This is a genomic window from Halomonas sp. C10-5, from assembly GCF_057169305.1.
On record NZ_CP175665.1, the window covers coordinates 2,946,574 to 2,962,538 of the forward strand.

The 15,965-nt window shown below is 67.3% G+C and carries 14 protein-coding genes; 9 read left to right on the top strand and 5 right to left on the bottom strand.

Annotated elements, in window-relative coordinates:
- Positions 1-66: 66 nt before the first annotated feature.
- Positions 67-816: a 30S ribosomal protein S2 gene (gene rpsB, locus ACJ7IV_RS13720; protein ID WP_161430051.1), complete on the bottom strand. Its 750-nt coding sequence runs from the start codon at positions 814-816 to the stop codon at positions 67-69.
- A 316-nt stretch (positions 817-1,132) separates the two neighbouring features.
- Between rpsB and map the strand changes: the two genes are divergently transcribed.
- The 7 genes from map to ACJ7IV_RS13755 all read left to right on the top strand — a co-directional run bounded on the left by map (position 1,133) and on the right by ACJ7IV_RS13755 (position 8,908).
- The gene (gene map / locus ACJ7IV_RS13725; RefSeq protein ID WP_483864863.1) at positions 1,133-1,924 is read left to right on the top strand and encodes a type I methionyl aminopeptidase; all 792 of its coding nucleotides are present in this window, start codon (positions 1,133-1,135) and stop codon (positions 1,922-1,924) included.
- Positions 1,925-1,928: 4 nt separating this feature from the next.
- The gene (locus ACJ7IV_RS13730) at positions 1,929-4,610 is read left to right on the top strand and encodes a [protein-PII] uridylyltransferase (protein ID WP_483864864.1); all 2,682 of its coding nucleotides are present in this window, start codon (positions 1,929-1,931) and stop codon (positions 4,608-4,610) included.
- A 108-nt stretch (positions 4,611-4,718) separates the two neighbouring features.
- On the top strand, positions 4,719-5,918 hold the full coding sequence (gene dapC, locus ACJ7IV_RS13735; RefSeq protein WP_483864865.1) for a succinyldiaminopimelate transaminase: 1,200 nt from the start codon (positions 4,719-4,721) through the stop codon (positions 5,916-5,918).
- On the top strand, positions 5,918-6,262 hold the full coding sequence (locus ACJ7IV_RS13740; protein WP_213312083.1) for a Spx/MgsR family RNA polymerase-binding regulatory protein: 345 nt from the start codon (positions 5,918-5,920) through the stop codon (positions 6,260-6,262). The genes dapC and ACJ7IV_RS13740 overlap by 1 nt, the downstream gene beginning before the upstream one ends.
- 52 nt (positions 6,263-6,314) lie before the next feature.
- Positions 6,315-7,340 (top strand): 2,3,4,5-tetrahydropyridine-2,6-dicarboxylate N-succinyltransferase, encoded by a 1,026-nt coding sequence (gene dapD, locus ACJ7IV_RS13745; protein WP_483864866.1) that lies wholly within the window; start codon positions 6,315-6,317, stop codon positions 7,338-7,340.
- A complete protein-coding gene (gene dapE / locus ACJ7IV_RS13750) occupies positions 7,327-8,499 on the top strand; it encodes a succinyl-diaminopimelate desuccinylase (RefSeq protein ID WP_483864867.1) in 1,173 nt (390 codons plus the stop codon). The genes dapD and dapE overlap by 14 nt, the downstream gene beginning before the upstream one ends.
- A gap of 7 nt (positions 8,500-8,506) precedes the next feature.
- Complete coding sequence (locus ACJ7IV_RS13755) at positions 8,507-8,908, top strand: hypothetical protein (RefSeq protein ID WP_483864868.1); 402 nt, start codon at positions 8,507-8,509, stop codon at positions 8,906-8,908.
- 92 nt (positions 8,909-9,000) lie between these two features.
- Here ACJ7IV_RS13755 and ACJ7IV_RS13760 read toward each other — a convergent pair whose 3' ends face one another.
- Entirely contained in the window at positions 9,001-9,465 is a 465-nt protein-coding gene (locus ACJ7IV_RS13760; RefSeq protein ID WP_483864869.1) for a cold-shock protein, read from the bottom strand.
- A gap of 94 nt (positions 9,466-9,559) precedes the next feature.
- Here ACJ7IV_RS13760 and ACJ7IV_RS13765 point away from each other — a divergent pair, with 94 nt between their 5' ends.
- Positions 9,560-9,805: a SlyX family protein gene (locus ACJ7IV_RS13765; protein ID WP_213312080.1), complete on the top strand. Its 246-nt coding sequence runs from the start codon at positions 9,560-9,562 to the stop codon at positions 9,803-9,805.
- A gap of 63 nt (positions 9,806-9,868) precedes the next feature.
- On the opposite strand, the gene trxB is transcribed toward ACJ7IV_RS13765, so the two are convergent.
- Together trxB and ACJ7IV_RS13775 are read right to left on the bottom strand one after the other, a co-directional pair.
- Entirely contained in the window at positions 9,869-10,819 is a 951-nt protein-coding gene (gene trxB, locus ACJ7IV_RS13770) for a thioredoxin-disulfide reductase (RefSeq protein ID WP_483864870.1), read from the bottom strand.
- 110 nt (positions 10,820-10,929) lie between these two features.
- Positions 10,930-11,139 carry a zinc ribbon domain-containing protein gene (locus ACJ7IV_RS13775; RefSeq protein WP_282039775.1) on the bottom strand — a complete coding sequence of 70 codons (210 nt, stop codon included), beginning with the start codon at positions 11,137-11,139 and terminating at the stop codon, positions 10,930-10,932.
- Between the two features lie 205 nt (positions 11,140-11,344).
- Here ACJ7IV_RS13775 and acnA point away from each other — a divergent pair, with 205 nt between their 5' ends.
- Positions 11,345-14,089 carry an aconitate hydratase AcnA gene (acnA, locus tag ACJ7IV_RS13780; protein ID WP_483864871.1) on the top strand — a complete coding sequence of 915 codons (2,745 nt, stop codon included), beginning with the start codon at positions 11,345-11,347 and terminating at the stop codon, positions 14,087-14,089.
- A 76-nt stretch (positions 14,090-14,165) separates the two neighbouring features.
- Here acnA and ACJ7IV_RS13785 read toward each other — a convergent pair whose 3' ends face one another.
- A complete protein-coding gene (locus ACJ7IV_RS13785) occupies positions 14,166-15,845 on the bottom strand; it encodes an NAD-dependent malic enzyme (RefSeq protein ID WP_483864872.1) in 1,680 nt (559 codons plus the stop codon).
- Positions 15,846-15,965 lie beyond the last annotated feature (120 nt).

Here is a 15,965-nt window from a genome sequence, read left to right on the forward strand (position 1 = left end):
GTCTAACCGGCATCGATGGTAGCGGCATGACAGGCCGCCCACTGCCGCCGATCAGACGGGCCGCGATCACTCGGCGGCGCTGTCGCTTTCCTGGGCGGCGGGCTCTTCGGTCACCTCGACGAACTCGTCGGGACGACCTTCCTTGGCACGCGCGCAGGCATCAGCGATGGACTTGACGTAGATCTGGATGGCGCGGATGGAGTCATCGTTGCCGGGGATCACGTAGTCGACGCCGTCCGGGTCGGAGTTGGTATCCACCACGCCGATGACCGGGATGCCCAGCTTGTTCGCCTCGTTGATGGCGATGCGCTCATGGTCGACGTCGATCACGAACAGGGCGTCGGGCAGGCCACCCATCTCCTTGATACCACCCACGGACCGCTCGAGCTTGTCCTGCTCGCGGGTCGCCATCAGCACTTCCTTCTTGGTCAGCTTCTCGAAGGTGCCGTCCTCGTGCATGGTCTCGAGGTCGCGCAGGCGCTTGATGGAAACGCGGATGGTCTTGTAGTTGGTCAGCATGCCGCCGAGCCAGCGGTGGTTGACGAACGGCTGGCCGACGCGGTTGGCCTCTTCCTTGATGATCTTGCTCGCGCTGCGCTTGGTGCCGACGAACAGGATCTTGTTGTTGGCCGCTGCCATCTTCTCGACCACATCGATCGCCTCATTGAGGGCCGGCAGGGTGTGCTCGAGGTTGATAATGTGGATCTTGTTGCGGGCGCCGAAGATGAACTTGCTCATCTTCGGGTTCCAGTACTTGGTCTGGTGACCGAAGTGAGCACCTGCCTTGAGCAGGTCACGCATATTGACGTGTGCCATGGATGACTCCTGAAATATCGGGTTAGGCCTCCATGCACCCCATGGATCCGACCGCCGCACCCGTGAGAGACGCGACAGCACCCGGGACCATGTGCCGGTGCATGTGTGTTTTCAAGGCGTTATGTTGATTGACGCCCTCGCTATCGCGGGCTCCCGGCCCGGCTTCGCGACCGGGAGGTCGCAAGAGACGCTGCCGACAGGCTCGGCGATTGCAGGAAGGCGCGCAGCTTTATACCATGGAATAACGCCGAGATGAAGCCGTCCGCGCGCGTACCGTACCCTCCCGCGGACACCCTACCCCCGAATCCGAGACCTCATGAACGTACCCATCAAGACGCCCGACGAGATCGAGAAGATGCGCGAGGCGGGCCGTCAGGCCGCCCGCGTGATCGAGATGATCACCCCTCACGTCAAGGCCGGCATCTCCACCGGCGAGATCGACCGGCTGTGCCACGATTTCATCGTCGACGAGCTGGGCTCCACCCCCGCCCCACTCAACTACCACGGCTTCCCCAAGTCGGTGTGCACCTCGATCAACCACGTGGTGTGCCACGGCATCCCCGATGACGCCAAGAAGCTCAAGAACGGCGACATCATGAATCTGGACATCACCGTGAAGACCGCCGACGGCTACCACGGCGACTCCAGCGTGATGTTCGTGATCGGCGAGACCATCCAGGGCGAGCGCCTGTGCCGCGTCACCCAGGAGTGCCTGTACAAGAGCATGGCGCTGATGCGCCCGGGTGTGCGCCTCTCCACGCTGGCCCAGGCCATCCAGAAGCACGCCGAGGCCAACGGCTACTCGGTGGTACGCGACTTCTGCGGCCACGGCATCGGTGCCAGCTTCCACGAGGAGCCGCAGGTGCTGCACTACGACGGCTATGCCCCGGAGGCCGATATCGAACTCGCCGCCGGCATGTGCCTGACCGTCGAGCCGATGATCAACGTGGGCGGCTACCGCACCAAGGTGCTGCGCGACGGCTGGACCGCCGTGACCCGCGACCGCAGCCTCTCCGCCCAGTGGGAGCACACCCTGCTGGTCACCGAGTCCGGCGTCGAGGTGCTGACCGCACGCAGCGACGAAGACCTCTCCTTCCTCGAGCACTGAGCCGATGCTGCTCCACCACTACCGCTTCACGCCGGACGGGACGCTGTTCGACGTCGACGGCTTCCGCGAAGAGCTCTCGGGCAGCCGCTCGCCGATCGCTCCCTTCAAGGCGGCCCTGCGGGAGATCCAGGCACGCCTCGACGCGCGCTTCCGCGCCGGCGCCGATATCCGCGACCTGGTCCACGGTCGCGCCTGGTGCCTGGATCGGCTGCTGACGGTGGCCTGGGAGCAGCACACCTGGCCCGACGAGGGTGTCGCCCTGCTCGCCGTAGGTGGCTACGGCCGCGGGGAGCTGCACCCACACTCCGACGTCGACCTGCTTCTCCTGCTGGAAAAGGATGACGACGTCCCCTACCGGGAGGCGCTGACCGCCTTCATCACCTTCCTCTGGGACATCGGCCTGGAGATCGGCCACAGCGTGCGCTCGCTTGCCGACTGCGAGCGCGAAGCCGAGGCCGATGTCACGGTGATCACCAACCTGCTGGAGAGCCGCACCATCGCCGGCCCCGAGAGACTGCGCGAGGCGATGAAGACACGCCTGGCGCCCGAGCGAGTGTGGCCGGCGGACCGCTTCTTCGAGGCCAAGTGGCAGGAGCAGATCAACCGCCACTACCGCCACAACAACTCCGAGTACCACCTGGAGCCCAACATCAAGAGTGCCCCCGGCGGGCTGCGCGATATCCAGATGATCGGCTGGGTGGCCAAGCGCCACTTCGGCAGCGAGCGCTACGAGGACCTGGTCGCTACGGGTTTCATGAACGATGCCGAGCTGCGCATCCTCAGCCAGGGCCAGGCCTTCCTGTGGCAGGTGCGCTACGCCCTGCACATGCTCACCGGCCGCGCCGAGGACCGCCTGCTGTTCGACCACCAGCGCACCATCGCCGAGCTGTTCGGCTTCCGCGACACCCCGGAGCGCCTCGCCGTCGAACAGTTCATGAAGCGCTACTATCGCCACGTGACGGCACTGGCCGGCCTCAACGACATGCTGCTGCAGCACTTCGACGAGGCGATCCTCCACGCCGGCGAAGCCCTGCCGGTGGAGCCGCTCAACGAGCGCTTCGAAATCAAGGATGGCTATATCCAGGCGCGCTCGCGCACCGTCTTCCGCGATCGTCCCTCGGCACTGCTCGAGCTGTTCCTGCTAATGGCCGAGCACCCGGGGATCGAGGGGGTGCGGGCCGACACCATCCGCCAGATCCGCGACCATCGACACCTGATCGACGACCTCTACCGCGATGACGTGCGCCACCAGAGCCTGTTCATGGAGCTGCTGCGCTCCGGTGGCAACGTGGCACGCCAGCTGCGGCGCATGAACCGCTACGGGGTGCTGGGCAAGTACTTGCCGGAGTTCGGCCGCGCCGTGGGGCTGATGCAGCACGACCTCTTCCATATCTACACCGTGGACGCCCACACCCTGCATCTGCTGAAGTTCATCCATGGCTTCCGCAAGCCCGAGGCCCGCGAGACCTTCCCGGTGGCCGCCAACGTCATCCACCAGTTGCCCAAGCTGGAGCTGCTGTGGATCGCCGGGCTCTACCACGACATCGGCAAGGGGCGCGGCGGTGACCACTCGATCCTCGGCGCCCGCGACGTGGAGGCCTTCGCCGAGCGCCACGGCCTCTCGCCCCGCGACACCCGCCTGGTGAGCTGGCTGGTCGAGCACCACCTGACCATGTCCATGGTGGCCCAGAAGCGCGACATCACCGACCCCGACGTGATCGCCGACTTCGCCCGCCTGGTGGGCGACGAGACCCGCCTCGACTACCTCTACGTGCTGACCGTGGCCGACATCAACGCCACCAACCCCACGCTGTGGAACGGCTGGCGCGCCTCGCTGCTGCGCCAGCTGCATGCCGAGACCAAACGCGCCCTGCGCCGCGGCCTGGAGAACCCGCTGGAGCGCAACGACTGGGTCAACGAGACCCGCGACGAGGCGCTCTCGCTGCTCGCCGCGGTGGGCGCCGACATGGACCAGGTACAGCGGCTGTGGGAGTCGCTGGGCGAGGACTACTTCCTGCAGTACGCCCCCAGCGAGATTGCCTGGCAGACCCAGGGCATCCTCGGCCATGGCAACAGCCAGCTGCCACTGATCCTGCTCAGCGCCCCGGCCGAGGGCATGGCCGAAGGCGGCACCAAGGTGTTCATCCACACCCGCTCGGTAGACGACCTGTTCGCCGCTACCGCCGCGGCCCTGGACCAGCTCGGCCTCTCCATCCACGATGCGCGCATCGCCACCTCCAGCAACGACTGGACGCTGAACACCTTCATCGTGCTCGACGACCATGGCGACCCGATCCGCGAGCCCGAGCGGCTGGAGGAGATCCGCGCCCACCTGGTGGAGGAGCTCGACGATCCCGACGACTATCCTCAGATCGTCACCCGCCACACCCCCCGCCAGCTGCGCCACTTCAAGGTGCCCACCGAGGTGATCATCGAGCAGGACCCGGCCAACGAGCGTACCCTGCTGGAGCTGATCGCCCCCGACAGACCCGGGCTGCTGGCCCGGGTGGGCCGTATCTTCATGGAGCAGGACATCGCCCTCTCCGCGGCCAAGATCGCCACCCTCGGCGAGAAGGTGGAGGACGTCTTCTTCATCACCGACAAGGCTGGGGCACCCCTCACCGACCCCGAGCGCCAGGCGCGGCTACGCGAGCGGCTGGTGGAGGTGCTGGATGTCTCAGGGTAGAGGGCGTTTGAGGCCTACTGCGGGCTTCCCTATAATCAAGGCCCTTCTCCGACAACGACTCACATAACGACGCCCGAGGCCACGGCCCAGAGGCGCGCCTGGACCCCCATGAACCCCGATCTCGACGCCCTCAAGCCCTATCCCTTCGAGCGGCTGGCCGCCCTCAGGGCCGACGTGACGCCCCCCGAGGGGCTCGCGCACATCCCGCTGACCATCGGCGAGCCCCAGCACGCCCCCTTCGCCGCGGCGCTCGAGGCACTGCACGCCCATCAGGACGAGTTCGCCCGCTACCCGGCCACCGGCGGCCTTGCCGCACTGCGTGAGGCGATCGGTGGCTGGGCTACGCGCCGCTTCGGTCTCGCCGGGCTCGACGCCGAGACCCAGGTGCTTCCGGTCAATGGCACCCGCGAGGCGATCTTCGCCTTCGTCCAGACGGCACTCGACCGCACCCGTCCGGCGAAGGTGGCGATGCCCAACCCCTTCTACCAGATCTACGAGGGCGCCACCCTGCTCGCCGGCGGCGAGCCCTACTATCTCGACTGCCGCGCCGACAACGGTTTCAGGCCCGACCTCGACGCCGTGTCCGCCGACACCTGGCGCCAGGTGCAGGTCGTCTTCCTCTGCTCGCCGGGCAACCCCACCGGTGCGGTGACGCCACTGGCGGAATTCCAGCGGCTGATCGAACTGGCCGACGAACACGACTTCATCATCGCCTCGGACGAGTGCTACTCGGAGCTCTACCTGGACGAGGCGACCCCGCCGCCGGGGCTGCTCGAGGCCTGCGCGGCGCTGGGCCGCCATGACTACCGCCGCTGCCTGGTGTTCCACTCGCTCTCCAAACGCTCCAACCTGCCGGGGCTGCGCTCCGGCTTCGTGGCCGGCGACGCCGCGCTGATCGCTCCCTTCCGGCGCTACCGTACCTATCACGGCTGCGCCATGGCCCTGCCGGTACAGCACGCCTCCATCGCCGCCTGGAACGACGAGGCCCATGTGCGCGCCAACCGCGACGCCTATCGCGAGAAGTTCGCCGCGGTCACCGAGATACTCGCCCCGGTGCTGGAGTTTTCTGCTCCCGAGGCGAGCTTCTACCTGTGGCCGGCGGTGCCCGGTGGCGACGATGAGGCCTTCACACGGGAGCTGCTGCGCCATGCCAACGTCAGCGTGCTGCCCGGCAGCTATATGGGCCGGGTCGGCAGCAGCGGCACCAACCCCGGCAGCGGTCGACTGCGCCTGGCGCTGGTCGCCGAACCCCGGGCCACTGCCGAGGCGGCCCGACGCATCCGCGACTTCATCGAGAGGAGGCTGTGATGTTCACCCTGTACGGCATCAAGAACTGCGACACCTGTCGCCGTGCGCGCAAGGCGATGGATAACTCCGGCATTCCCTACCAGTTCCATGACCTGCGCGAGGATGGCCTGTCGGCGCCGCTGCTCGAGCATATCCTCGACAAGGTGCCGGTGCTGGAAGCGCTCAACAAGCGCAGCACCACCTGGCGCAACCTGCCCGACGAGGACAAGCGGGAGGTGGACGCCAACAGTGCCCGTGAGCTGCTGCTCGCCCACCCCACCCTGCTCAAGCGCCCGCTGCTGGATACCGGCGAGGAGATCCGCGTGGGCTTCCGCGACGGCGACTACGACGATCTTCAGGGCTGACCCCCGGCGCCACGACTCACCTACTCACACTCGACCCACGAGGACCCTCGACATGCTGAGCTTTGCACTCGGAACCGGCACCCAGAACACCCAGGGCGACTGGCTGGAAATCTACTACCCCGCCCCCCTGCTCGACCCCGACGACGGCCTGATCGAGGCGATCAAGCGGGTACTGGACGTGCCGGAGGGCAACGCCGCGGTGAGCTTCCTGCCCGAGCAGTGCGCCGAGCTGGCCGGCGCCCTCAAGGCTGCCGGCCACGCCGAGCAGGCGGAGCTGGCCGAGGCCTTCGCCGCTGCGACGCGCCCGCTGGTGGCGATGTTCATCGCCGAGGACCTGCCCCCGCAGAGCGCCCCGGAGGTCTACCTCAAGCTGCACCTGCTCTCCCATCGCCTGGTCAAGCCCCACGGCCTCGACCTCACCGGCATGTTCGGCCTGCTGCGCAACATCGCCTGGACCAGCGAGGGCGCCATCGACGTCCAGGAACTGCCCGCACGCCGCCTCAAGGCACGCCTGGAGGGCCGCCCCCTGTCCGTGGACTGCGTCGACAAGTTCCCCAAGATGACCGACTACGTGGTGCCTGGCGGCGTGCGCATCGGCGACACCGCCCGGGTGCGCCTGGGCGCCTACCTGGGCGAGGGCACCACCGTGATGCACGAGGGCTTCGTCAACTTCAACGCCGGCACCGAAGGCCCCGGCATGATCGAAGGCCGCATCTCCGCCGGCGTGATGGTGGGCAAGGGCTCGGACCTCGGTGGTGGCTGCTCCACCATGGGCACCCTCTCCGGTGGCGGCAATATCGTCATCAAGGTCGGCGAGGGCTGCCTGATCGGTGCCAACGCCGGCATCGGTATCCCGCTGGGTGACCGGTGCACCGTGGAGGCGGGTCTCTACCTCACCGCCGGCGCCAAGGTCACCCTGCTCGACGACCAGGGCGAGGAGGTTCGTACCGTGGCCGCCCGCGAGCTGGCCAACCAGGACGACCTGCTGCTGCGCCGCAACTCCCAGAACGGCCGCATCGAGTGCCTGACCAACAAGAGCGCCATTGCGCTCAACGAGGCGCTGCATGCCCATAACTGATCCTGAGGGCCTCTCGCCCACCCTGCGGCTCGCCTTCGACCTGCTGGCGCGCCCCTCGGTGACGCCGGATGACCTGGGCTGCCAGGACCTGATGACCGAGCGCCTCACGGCGCTCGGTTTCCATATCGAACGCCTGCCCTTCGGCGACGTCGAGAACTTCTGGGCCACCCGCGGCCACCACGGCCCGCTGCTGGCCTTCGCCGGTCACACCGACGTGGTCCCCAGCGGCCCCCATACCCGCTGGGACTTCCCGCCCTTCGCGCCCTGTATCGACGATGACGGCATGCTCCGGGGCCGCGGCGCTGCCGACATGAAGGGTAGCCTGGCGGCCATGATCACCGCGGTGGAGCGCTTCGTGGCCGACCACCCCGAGCACCACGGCCGCCTGGGGTTCCTGATCACCTCCGACGAGGAGGGCCCCGCGAAGGACGGCACCCGCGCCGTGGTGGAGCACCTGCGCGAGCGCCACGAACGACTCGACTACTGTATCGTCGGCGAGCCCTCCTCCACCGCCCGGCTGGGGGACGTGATCAAGAACGGCCGGCGTGGCTCGCTGGGCGGCGTGTTGCATATCCGTGGCGTGCAGGGCCACGTGGCCTACCCCCACCTGGCGCGCAACCCGATCCACCAGGCAATGCCCGCGCTGGATGTGCTGACCCGGGAGCACTGGGACGCCGGCAACGACTTCTTCCCGGCCACCAGTTTCCAGGTCTCCAACTTCCGCTCGGGTACCGGTGCCACCAACGTCATCCCCGGCGAGGTGGAGGTGGTGTTCAACTTCCGCTTCTCCACCGAGGTGACCCACGACGAGCTCCGCGCGCGTACCGAGGCGATCCTCGATGCCCACGGCCTGGACTACGAGCTGGACTGGACCCTCAACGGCGAGCCCTTCCTCACCGCCGAGGGCGAGCTCGTGGAGGCGGCGGTGCGGGGCGTCGAGGAGGTCACCGGCCACACGCCTGAGCTCTCCACCAGCGGCGGCACCTCGGACGGCCGCTTCATCGCCACCCTGGGCAGCCAGGTGGTGGAGCTGGGCCCCCTCAATGCGACCATCCACCAGGTCAACGAGCGGGTGCGTGCCGCCGACCTGGACGAGCTGAGCCGCATCTACGAGGCGGTCATGAAGCACCTGTTCATCAACGGCAGTGCCCGACCCTGAGGCTTGCATGACAGCTGACAGCGAAACCCGTTACCCCGATATCGAGATCTACCTGGCCAAGGCGCCCGTGGCGTCACTCGACGAGTGGCTGGGTACGGCCATCGGCGCCGACCCCCTGGCCCCCGCCGGCAAGGGCAAGTGGCGTACCCGCGGCCGGCTTGCCGGCGGTGAGATCCCGGTGCTGCTGGTGGAGCGTGCCGCCGACGGCTTCGCCAGCCTGTGGTTCGACAGCGCTGAGACTCCCTGGCCGGACGACGCGACCTGCGCCCGCGCCGCCGCCATGCAGCTGGGTGCCGAGGTACGCTGCTCGCTGGGGGGGTGGCAGCCCGGCGACGAGCCCGACCGCTTCCTGCGGGTGCTCCCCGACGGCCGCGAGGAGGAGATCCACTGGCCCGACTCCGGCCAGTAGCCGCAAACGACATCGCCCCGCATATGCGGGGCGATGTCGTGTCGAGCGAGTGTGCCGGCGTTACGCCGGCCGCGCCGAGGGTGCACGCACTGCTAGGTAATCACGGTAACATCGTCGGCCTGCAGGCCCTTCTCGTTCTCCACCACGTGATAGCGCACCTTCTGGCCCTCGGCCAGGGTGCGATGACCGCGACCGCGAATGGCGCGGAAGTGGACGAAGACATCCTCGCCGCTGTCACGGGTGATGAAACCGTACCCCTTGTTGACGTTGAACCACTTCACCTCGCCGAGCTCGCGATCGTCGTTCTCGACCTCGGCCAGGTTGACCAGCTGGGGAGTAAGGACATTGACCGCCAGGGTGCCGATAAGCAGCACCAGGAAGACCGCCAGCGCGGCGGCGGCATAGACCACGGCGACGCCACCGATGCGCAGGCTATCGAACAGCGCCTCCGAGAGGGCGCCGCCGGCCAGGTGAATGAACAGGGCGATCAGCAGCGGCGCCGGGGCGGCGAGCAGCAGGCTGACGAGACTACAGCGAAACATGACCTTGCGATTCATGGACTCGAATGACTCTCTTGTTGGTAATGAACGATATTGACAACCATGGGAAGGTGCCACGGTGAACGGTGACACGCAGCGACAGGATTCTAGCATGAGCACAACACGGGCGTCCGATGCCCTGAACGAGCGCCTGGAGGCGCTGGAGAGCCGTATCGCCTACCAGGAGCACTGGCTGGATACCCTGGATCAGGCGGTAGCCGCCCAGGAGACGCGCCTGGCCAAGCTGGAGCGCATCAATGCATTGATGCAGCAGAAGATCCGCGAGCAGCAGCGGGCGCTGCAGGAGGGTGACGCGGCGCAACCTCGCCCCGAGGACGAGCTGCCGCCGCACTATTGACCCCAGCTTCAAGGGGTAAGGAGCAAGGGACGATAGGCGGCGGCACCTTGGCGAGCGGCGCCGTTACACCTCGTCCAGGTAACGCTCGGCATCCAGGGCGGCCATGCAGCCACTGCCGGCGGAAGTGATCGCCTGGCGGTAGACATGATCCATGACATCACCGGCGGCAAACACGCCAGGCACGCTGGTAGCGGTGGCGTTGCCATCGAGGCCTGACTTGACCCGGATATAGCCGCCGCTCATCTCCAGCTGCCCCTCGAAGATGCCGGTGTTGGGACTGTGGCCGATGGCGATGAACACGCCCGGCGCGGCGATCTCCTTCGTCTCGCCGCTCTCGGTGGACTTGAGGCGCACGCCGGTCACCCCGGTGTTGTCGCCCAGCACCTCATCCAGGGTGTGGTTCCACTCCAGCACCACCTTGCCCTCCTCGGCCTTCTGGAACAGCTTGTCCTGGAGGATCTTCTCGGAACGCAGGCTGTCGCGACGGTGCACCAGGGTCACCTTGGAGGCGATGTTGGCGAGATACAGCGCCTCCTCCACGGCGGTATTGCCGCCGCCCACCACGACCACCTCCTGGTTGCGGTAGAAGAAGCCATCGCAGGTGGCGCAAGCCGAGACTCCCTGCCCCATGAACTGCTGTTCCGACTCGAGCCCCAGGTAGCGGGCACTGGCCCCGGTGGCGATGATCAGCGCGTCACAGGTGTAGGTGCCGTTGTCGCCCTTCAGGGTGAAGGGCCGCTCCCGCAGCTCCACCTCATGGATATGGTCGAACAGCACCTCGGTGTCGAAGCGCTCGGCGTGGCGCTGCATGCGCTCCATCAGCTCGGGCCCCTGCACGCCGGCGTCGTCGCCGGGCCAGTTGTCCACGTCGGTGGTGGTGGTCAGCTGGCCACCCGCCTGCATGCCGGTGATCAGCAGCGGCTTGAGGTTGGCGCGGGCCGCATAGACCGCGGCGGTGTAGCCCGCCGGGCCGGAGCCGAGAATGATCAGGCGTTCGTGACGCGCATCGCTCATGGGAAAACCTCGTGGCAGTAACGTTCGAGAAAGTGGCGCCATTGTAGCAGCCACCGGCGCCCATCGCGGCCCGTCCGACGCGTCGCGTCGTCGCGTGCCCGACACGGGGGTTACATCACCTCGTCGTCGCGCCCCAGCGAGACCGTCAACGCCTCCGGGTCGCCGGGGTCGGCCTCGATACGCACCTGGATCGGCGCGCAGCAGACGTGGCAATCCTCCCAGGTGAGCTGGCTGCCCTGGGAGACATCCAGCAGCAGGTCGAAGGGCGCATCGCAGTAGGGGCAGCGCACGCGCCGTGGGATCAACGCCTCTTCATGCATGGGAACTCCCGGCCGCTGTCGGCATGTCATGGACGAGTGCCATACTGCCGGCTGGGCAACAGTGGTGGCTAGGAATCAAGATGGCGGCCGCCCGAGGGCAATTCAAGTGGCTTCCGGGCAACGCTTGAAAAGCCTGCCTATCATGACCATGTACTCTCAGACGACCAGGAAGGTTCGTTCACTCTCCGCGACGAGGAGGACTTCGATGAGCACCGACTCCATTCCCGATACCCTGCAGACCCTCGAGGCCGCGGGCAATACCTACCACTACCACAGCCTGCCGAAGGCCGCCGAGGCGCTGGGGAACATCGACCGCCTGCCCAAGACCCTCAAGATCCTGCTCGAGAACCAGCTGCGCTTCGCCGACGACGAGAGCGTCGCCCGCGAGGATATGCAGGCGCTGGTCGACTGGCAGCAGGAGGGGCGCTCCGACCGCGAGATCGGCTACCGCCCGGCGCGGGTGCTGATGCAGGACTTCACCGGTGTGCCCGGGGTGGTCGACCTGGCCTCCATGCGGGCCGCCGTGGAGAGCCTGGGCGAGGACCCGGCGCGCATCAACCCGCTGTCGCCGGTCGACCTGGTGATCGACCACTCGGTGATGGTGGACAAGTTCGGCAACCCCACGGCGTTCAAGGACAACGTGGCCATCGAGATGGAGCGCAACCACGAGCGCTACGAGTTCCTGCGCTGGGGCCAGCAGGCCTTTGACAACTTCCGCGTGGTGCCGCCCGGCACCGGCATCTGCCACCAGGTCAACCTCGAGTACCTGGGCAAGACCGTCTGGACCAAGGAGCAGGACGGCCGGACGCTGGCCTACCCGGACACCCTGGTGGGCACCGATTCCCACACTACCATGATCAACGGCCTGGGCGTGCTGGGCTGGGGCGTGGGCGGCATCGAGGCCGAGGCGGCCATGCTCGGCCAGCCGGTCTCGATGCTGATCCCCGAGGTGGTGGGCTTCAAGCTCACCGGCAAGCTGCGCGAGGGCATCACCGCTACCGACCTGGTGCTGACCGTCACCCAGATGCTGCGCAAGAAGGGCGTGGTGGGCAAGTTCGTGGAGTTCTATGGCGACGGTCTCAAGGACCTGCCGCTGGCCGACCGCGCCACCATCGCCAACATGGCCCCGGAGTACGGCGCCACCTGCGGCTTCTTCCCGGTGGATGACGAGACGCTGACCTACATGCGCCTCACCGGCCGCGACGACGCCCAGCTGGCACTGGTGGAGGCCTACAGCAAGGCCCAGGGGCTGTGGCGCGAGCCCGGCGACGAGCCGGTGTTCAGCGACACCCTGGCGCTGGACATGACCGAGGTCGAGGCCAGCCTGGCCGGGCCCAAGCGGCCCCAGGACCGGGTGGCGCTCAAGGACATGAAGTCGGCCTTCGCCAAGGTGATGGAGGATGATGGCAAGCCGCTCTCCTCCACCGAGAAGGGCAAGCTGATGTCCGAGGGCGGCCAGACCGCGGTAGGCGTCGAGGAGAGCTACGAGCACCATGACAGCCAGGACGTGGACCTCGACGGCGATGCCTTCAAGCTCAACCCCGGTGCCGTGGTGATCGCCGCCATCACCTCCTGTACCAACACCTCCAACCCCAGCGTGATGATGGCCGCCGGCCTGCTGGCGAGGAAGGCCCGCGAGAAGGGACTCTCCACCAAGCCGTGGGTCAAGACCTCGCTGGCGCCGGGCTCCAAGGTGGTCACCGACTACCTGGCCGCCGGCGGCGTGCAGGATGATCTCGACGCCCTGGGCTTCAACCTGGTGGGCTACGGCTGCACCACCTGCATCGGCAACTCGGGGCCGCTGGCCGAACCCATCGAGAAGGCCATCGAGGCGTCCGACCTCACCGTGGCCTCGGTCCTCTCCGGCAACCGCAACTTCGAGGGCCGGGTCCACCCGCTGGTCAAGACCAACTGGCTCGCCTCGCCGCCCCTGGTGGTCGCCTATGCCCTGGCCGGCAACGTCCAGCTCGACCTGACCCGCGAGCCCATCGGCACCGGCAAGGACGGTGAGCCGGTCTACCTCAAGGACATCTGGCCCAGCCAGGCGGAGATCGCCGAGGCCGTGGAGCAGGTCAACACCGAGATGTTCCGCAAGGAGTATGCCGAGGTGTTCGACGGCGACGAGGTGTGGAAGGCCATCGAGGTCCCTCAGAGCAAGGTCTACCAGTGGTCCGACGACTCGACCTACATCCAGCACCCGCCCTTCTTCGAGGGTATGGGCCGCGAGCCCGACGCCATCGAGGACGTCAAGGAGGCGCGGATCCTGGCCATGCTGGGTGACTCGGTGACCACCGACCATATCTCGCCGGCCGGCGCCATCAAACCGGACAGCCCCGCCGGTCGCTACCTGCAGGAGCGCGGGGTCAAGCCGGTGGACTTCAACTCCTACGGCTCGCGGCGCGGCAACCACGAGATCATGATGCGCGGCACCTTCGCCAACGTGCGCATCAAGAACGAGATGCTCGATGGCGTGGTCGGCGGCGAGACCCGGCATGTTCCCTCAGGCGAGCAGATGGCGATCTATGACGCTGCCATGCGCTACCAGCAGGAGGGCACGCCGCTGGTGGTGGTGGCCGGCAAGGAGTACGGCACCGGCTCCAGCCGCGACTGGGCCGCCAAGGGCACCCGCCTGCTCGGCGTAAGGGCGGTGCTGGCCGAGTCCTACGAGCGTATCCACCGCTCCAACCTGATCGGCATGGGCGTGGTCCCGCTGCAGTTCCCGCAAGGCGAGAGCCGCCAGTCACTGGGCCTGACCGGTGACGAGCGGATCTCTATCGAGGGGCTCTCCGAGCTCACCCCAGGGGGCAAGGTCAAGGTGACCATCGCCTCCGACAAGGGCGAGAAGACGCTCGAGGCGCTGTGCCGTATCGACACCGCCAACGAACTGGAGTACTACCGCCATGGCGGCATCCTCCACTACGTGCTGCGCAAGATGATCGGCGCCGCCTGACCCCTACGCTCGGTGCCGCAGCGAAAGGCCCTGCCGGGTTATCCGGCAGGGCCTTCTTGTTGGTGCTCGTCGCGGGTCAGAAGGAGCGGCGACGATAGCGCCTGTATTCCGGCGTCCAGGAGTTGCGCTCGATGGCCTCGCGCAGCTTGATGCCATCGGTCTTCAGCGCCACGCCTTCGCCCTGGGCCTGGCCGGCCACGTCGAAGGCGATCGCCTTGGAGAGCTCGCGGATCTTGGAGAGCGCCGGCAGCAGCGCCCCCTCGCCCTGTTTGACGATGGGTGCCTCGCGGGCCAGCGCCCGGGAGGCTGCCATCAGCATGTCGTCGGTCACCCGCTTCGCGCCCGAGGCCACCACCCCCAGGCCGATGCCGGGGAAGATATAGGCGTTGTTGCACTGGGCGATGGGGATCGAGCGCCCCGCATGCTCCACCGGGGCAAAGGGGCTGCCGGTGGCGACCAGCGCCGCCCCGTCGGTCCAGCGGATCACGTCCTCGGGCAGCGCCTCGGCCTGGGAGGTGGGATTGGAGAGCGGCATGATCACCGGCGTCTCGCAGCCGGCGTGCATGGTGCGCACCACCTCCTCGGTGAAGATGCCCGGTCGCCCGCATACGCCGATCATCACGCTGGGCTTGACCTGGCGGATCGTCTCCACCAGATCCTGGCCGTTCCAGCCCTGGGTGAACGTTGCCTCGTGGGCCAGGCGGCTCTGGAAGTCGCGCAGCCAGCTCTGGTCGTCGGTGACCAGTCCCTCGCGGTCGACCATGTAGATGCGCGCCCGAGCCTCCCGCTCGGAGAGGCCCTCGGCCTGCATCGCCACCACCACCTGCTCGGCGATGCCGCAACCGGCGGAACCGGCACCCACGAACACCACGCGCTGCTGGGCGATGCTCTCGCCACGCGCCTGGCAGGCCGCCATCAGGGTGCCCACCACCACCGCGGCGGTGCCCTGGACATCGTCGTTGAAGCAGCACAGCTCGTCACGGTAGCGCGTGAGCAGCGGTACGGCATTGGCCTGGGCAAAGTCCTCGAACTGCAGCAGCACGCCGGGCCAGCGCCGCTTCACCGCGGCGATGAACTCTTCGATGAAGGCGTCGTACTCCTCCTGGGAGATGCGCGGATGGCGCCAGCCCATGTACATGGGATCGTCGAGCAGCGCCTGGTTGTTGGTGCCCACGTCGAGCATGATCGGCTGGGTGTAGGCCGGGCTGATGCCGCCACAGGCGGTATACAGCGCCAGCTTGCCGATGGGAATGCCCATGCCGCCGATACCCTGGTCGCCCAGGCCCAGGATACGCTCACCGTCGGTGACCACGATCACCTTGACCTTGTCCTTGGTGGAGGAACGCAGGATGTCATCCATGCGGTCGCGGTCGCCGTAGTTGATGAACAGGCCACGGTGATTGCGATAGATGTTCGAGAACTCCTGACACGCCTTGCCCACCGTGGGCGTATAGATGATCGGCAGCATCTCCTCGAGATGCTCCGAGACCAGCCGGTAGTAGAGGGTCTCGTTGTCATCCTGGATGGCGCGCAGGTAGATATGCTTGTCGAGGTCGGTCTGACACTGGCGATACTGGCGGTAGGCCCGTTCCACCTGCTCCTCGATGCTCTCGACGCACTGCGGCAGCAGGCCGATCAGGTTGAACTCGATGCGCTCCTCCTGGCTGAAGGCGCTACCCTTGTTGAGCAGCGGCATCTCCAGCAGCGGCGGGCCGGCGAAGGGAATATAAAGGGGGCGCTTGGCTTCGGTGGTCATCTCAGCTCTCGATCGGTTGACGGGAACGGGCCGTTGGCGCTCTGCCGGCGCCTTGTAGCGATACTCTACCACGCACGAAAACGCCGCGCCCCGGCCTGGGCCGGGGCGCGGATCACGCGG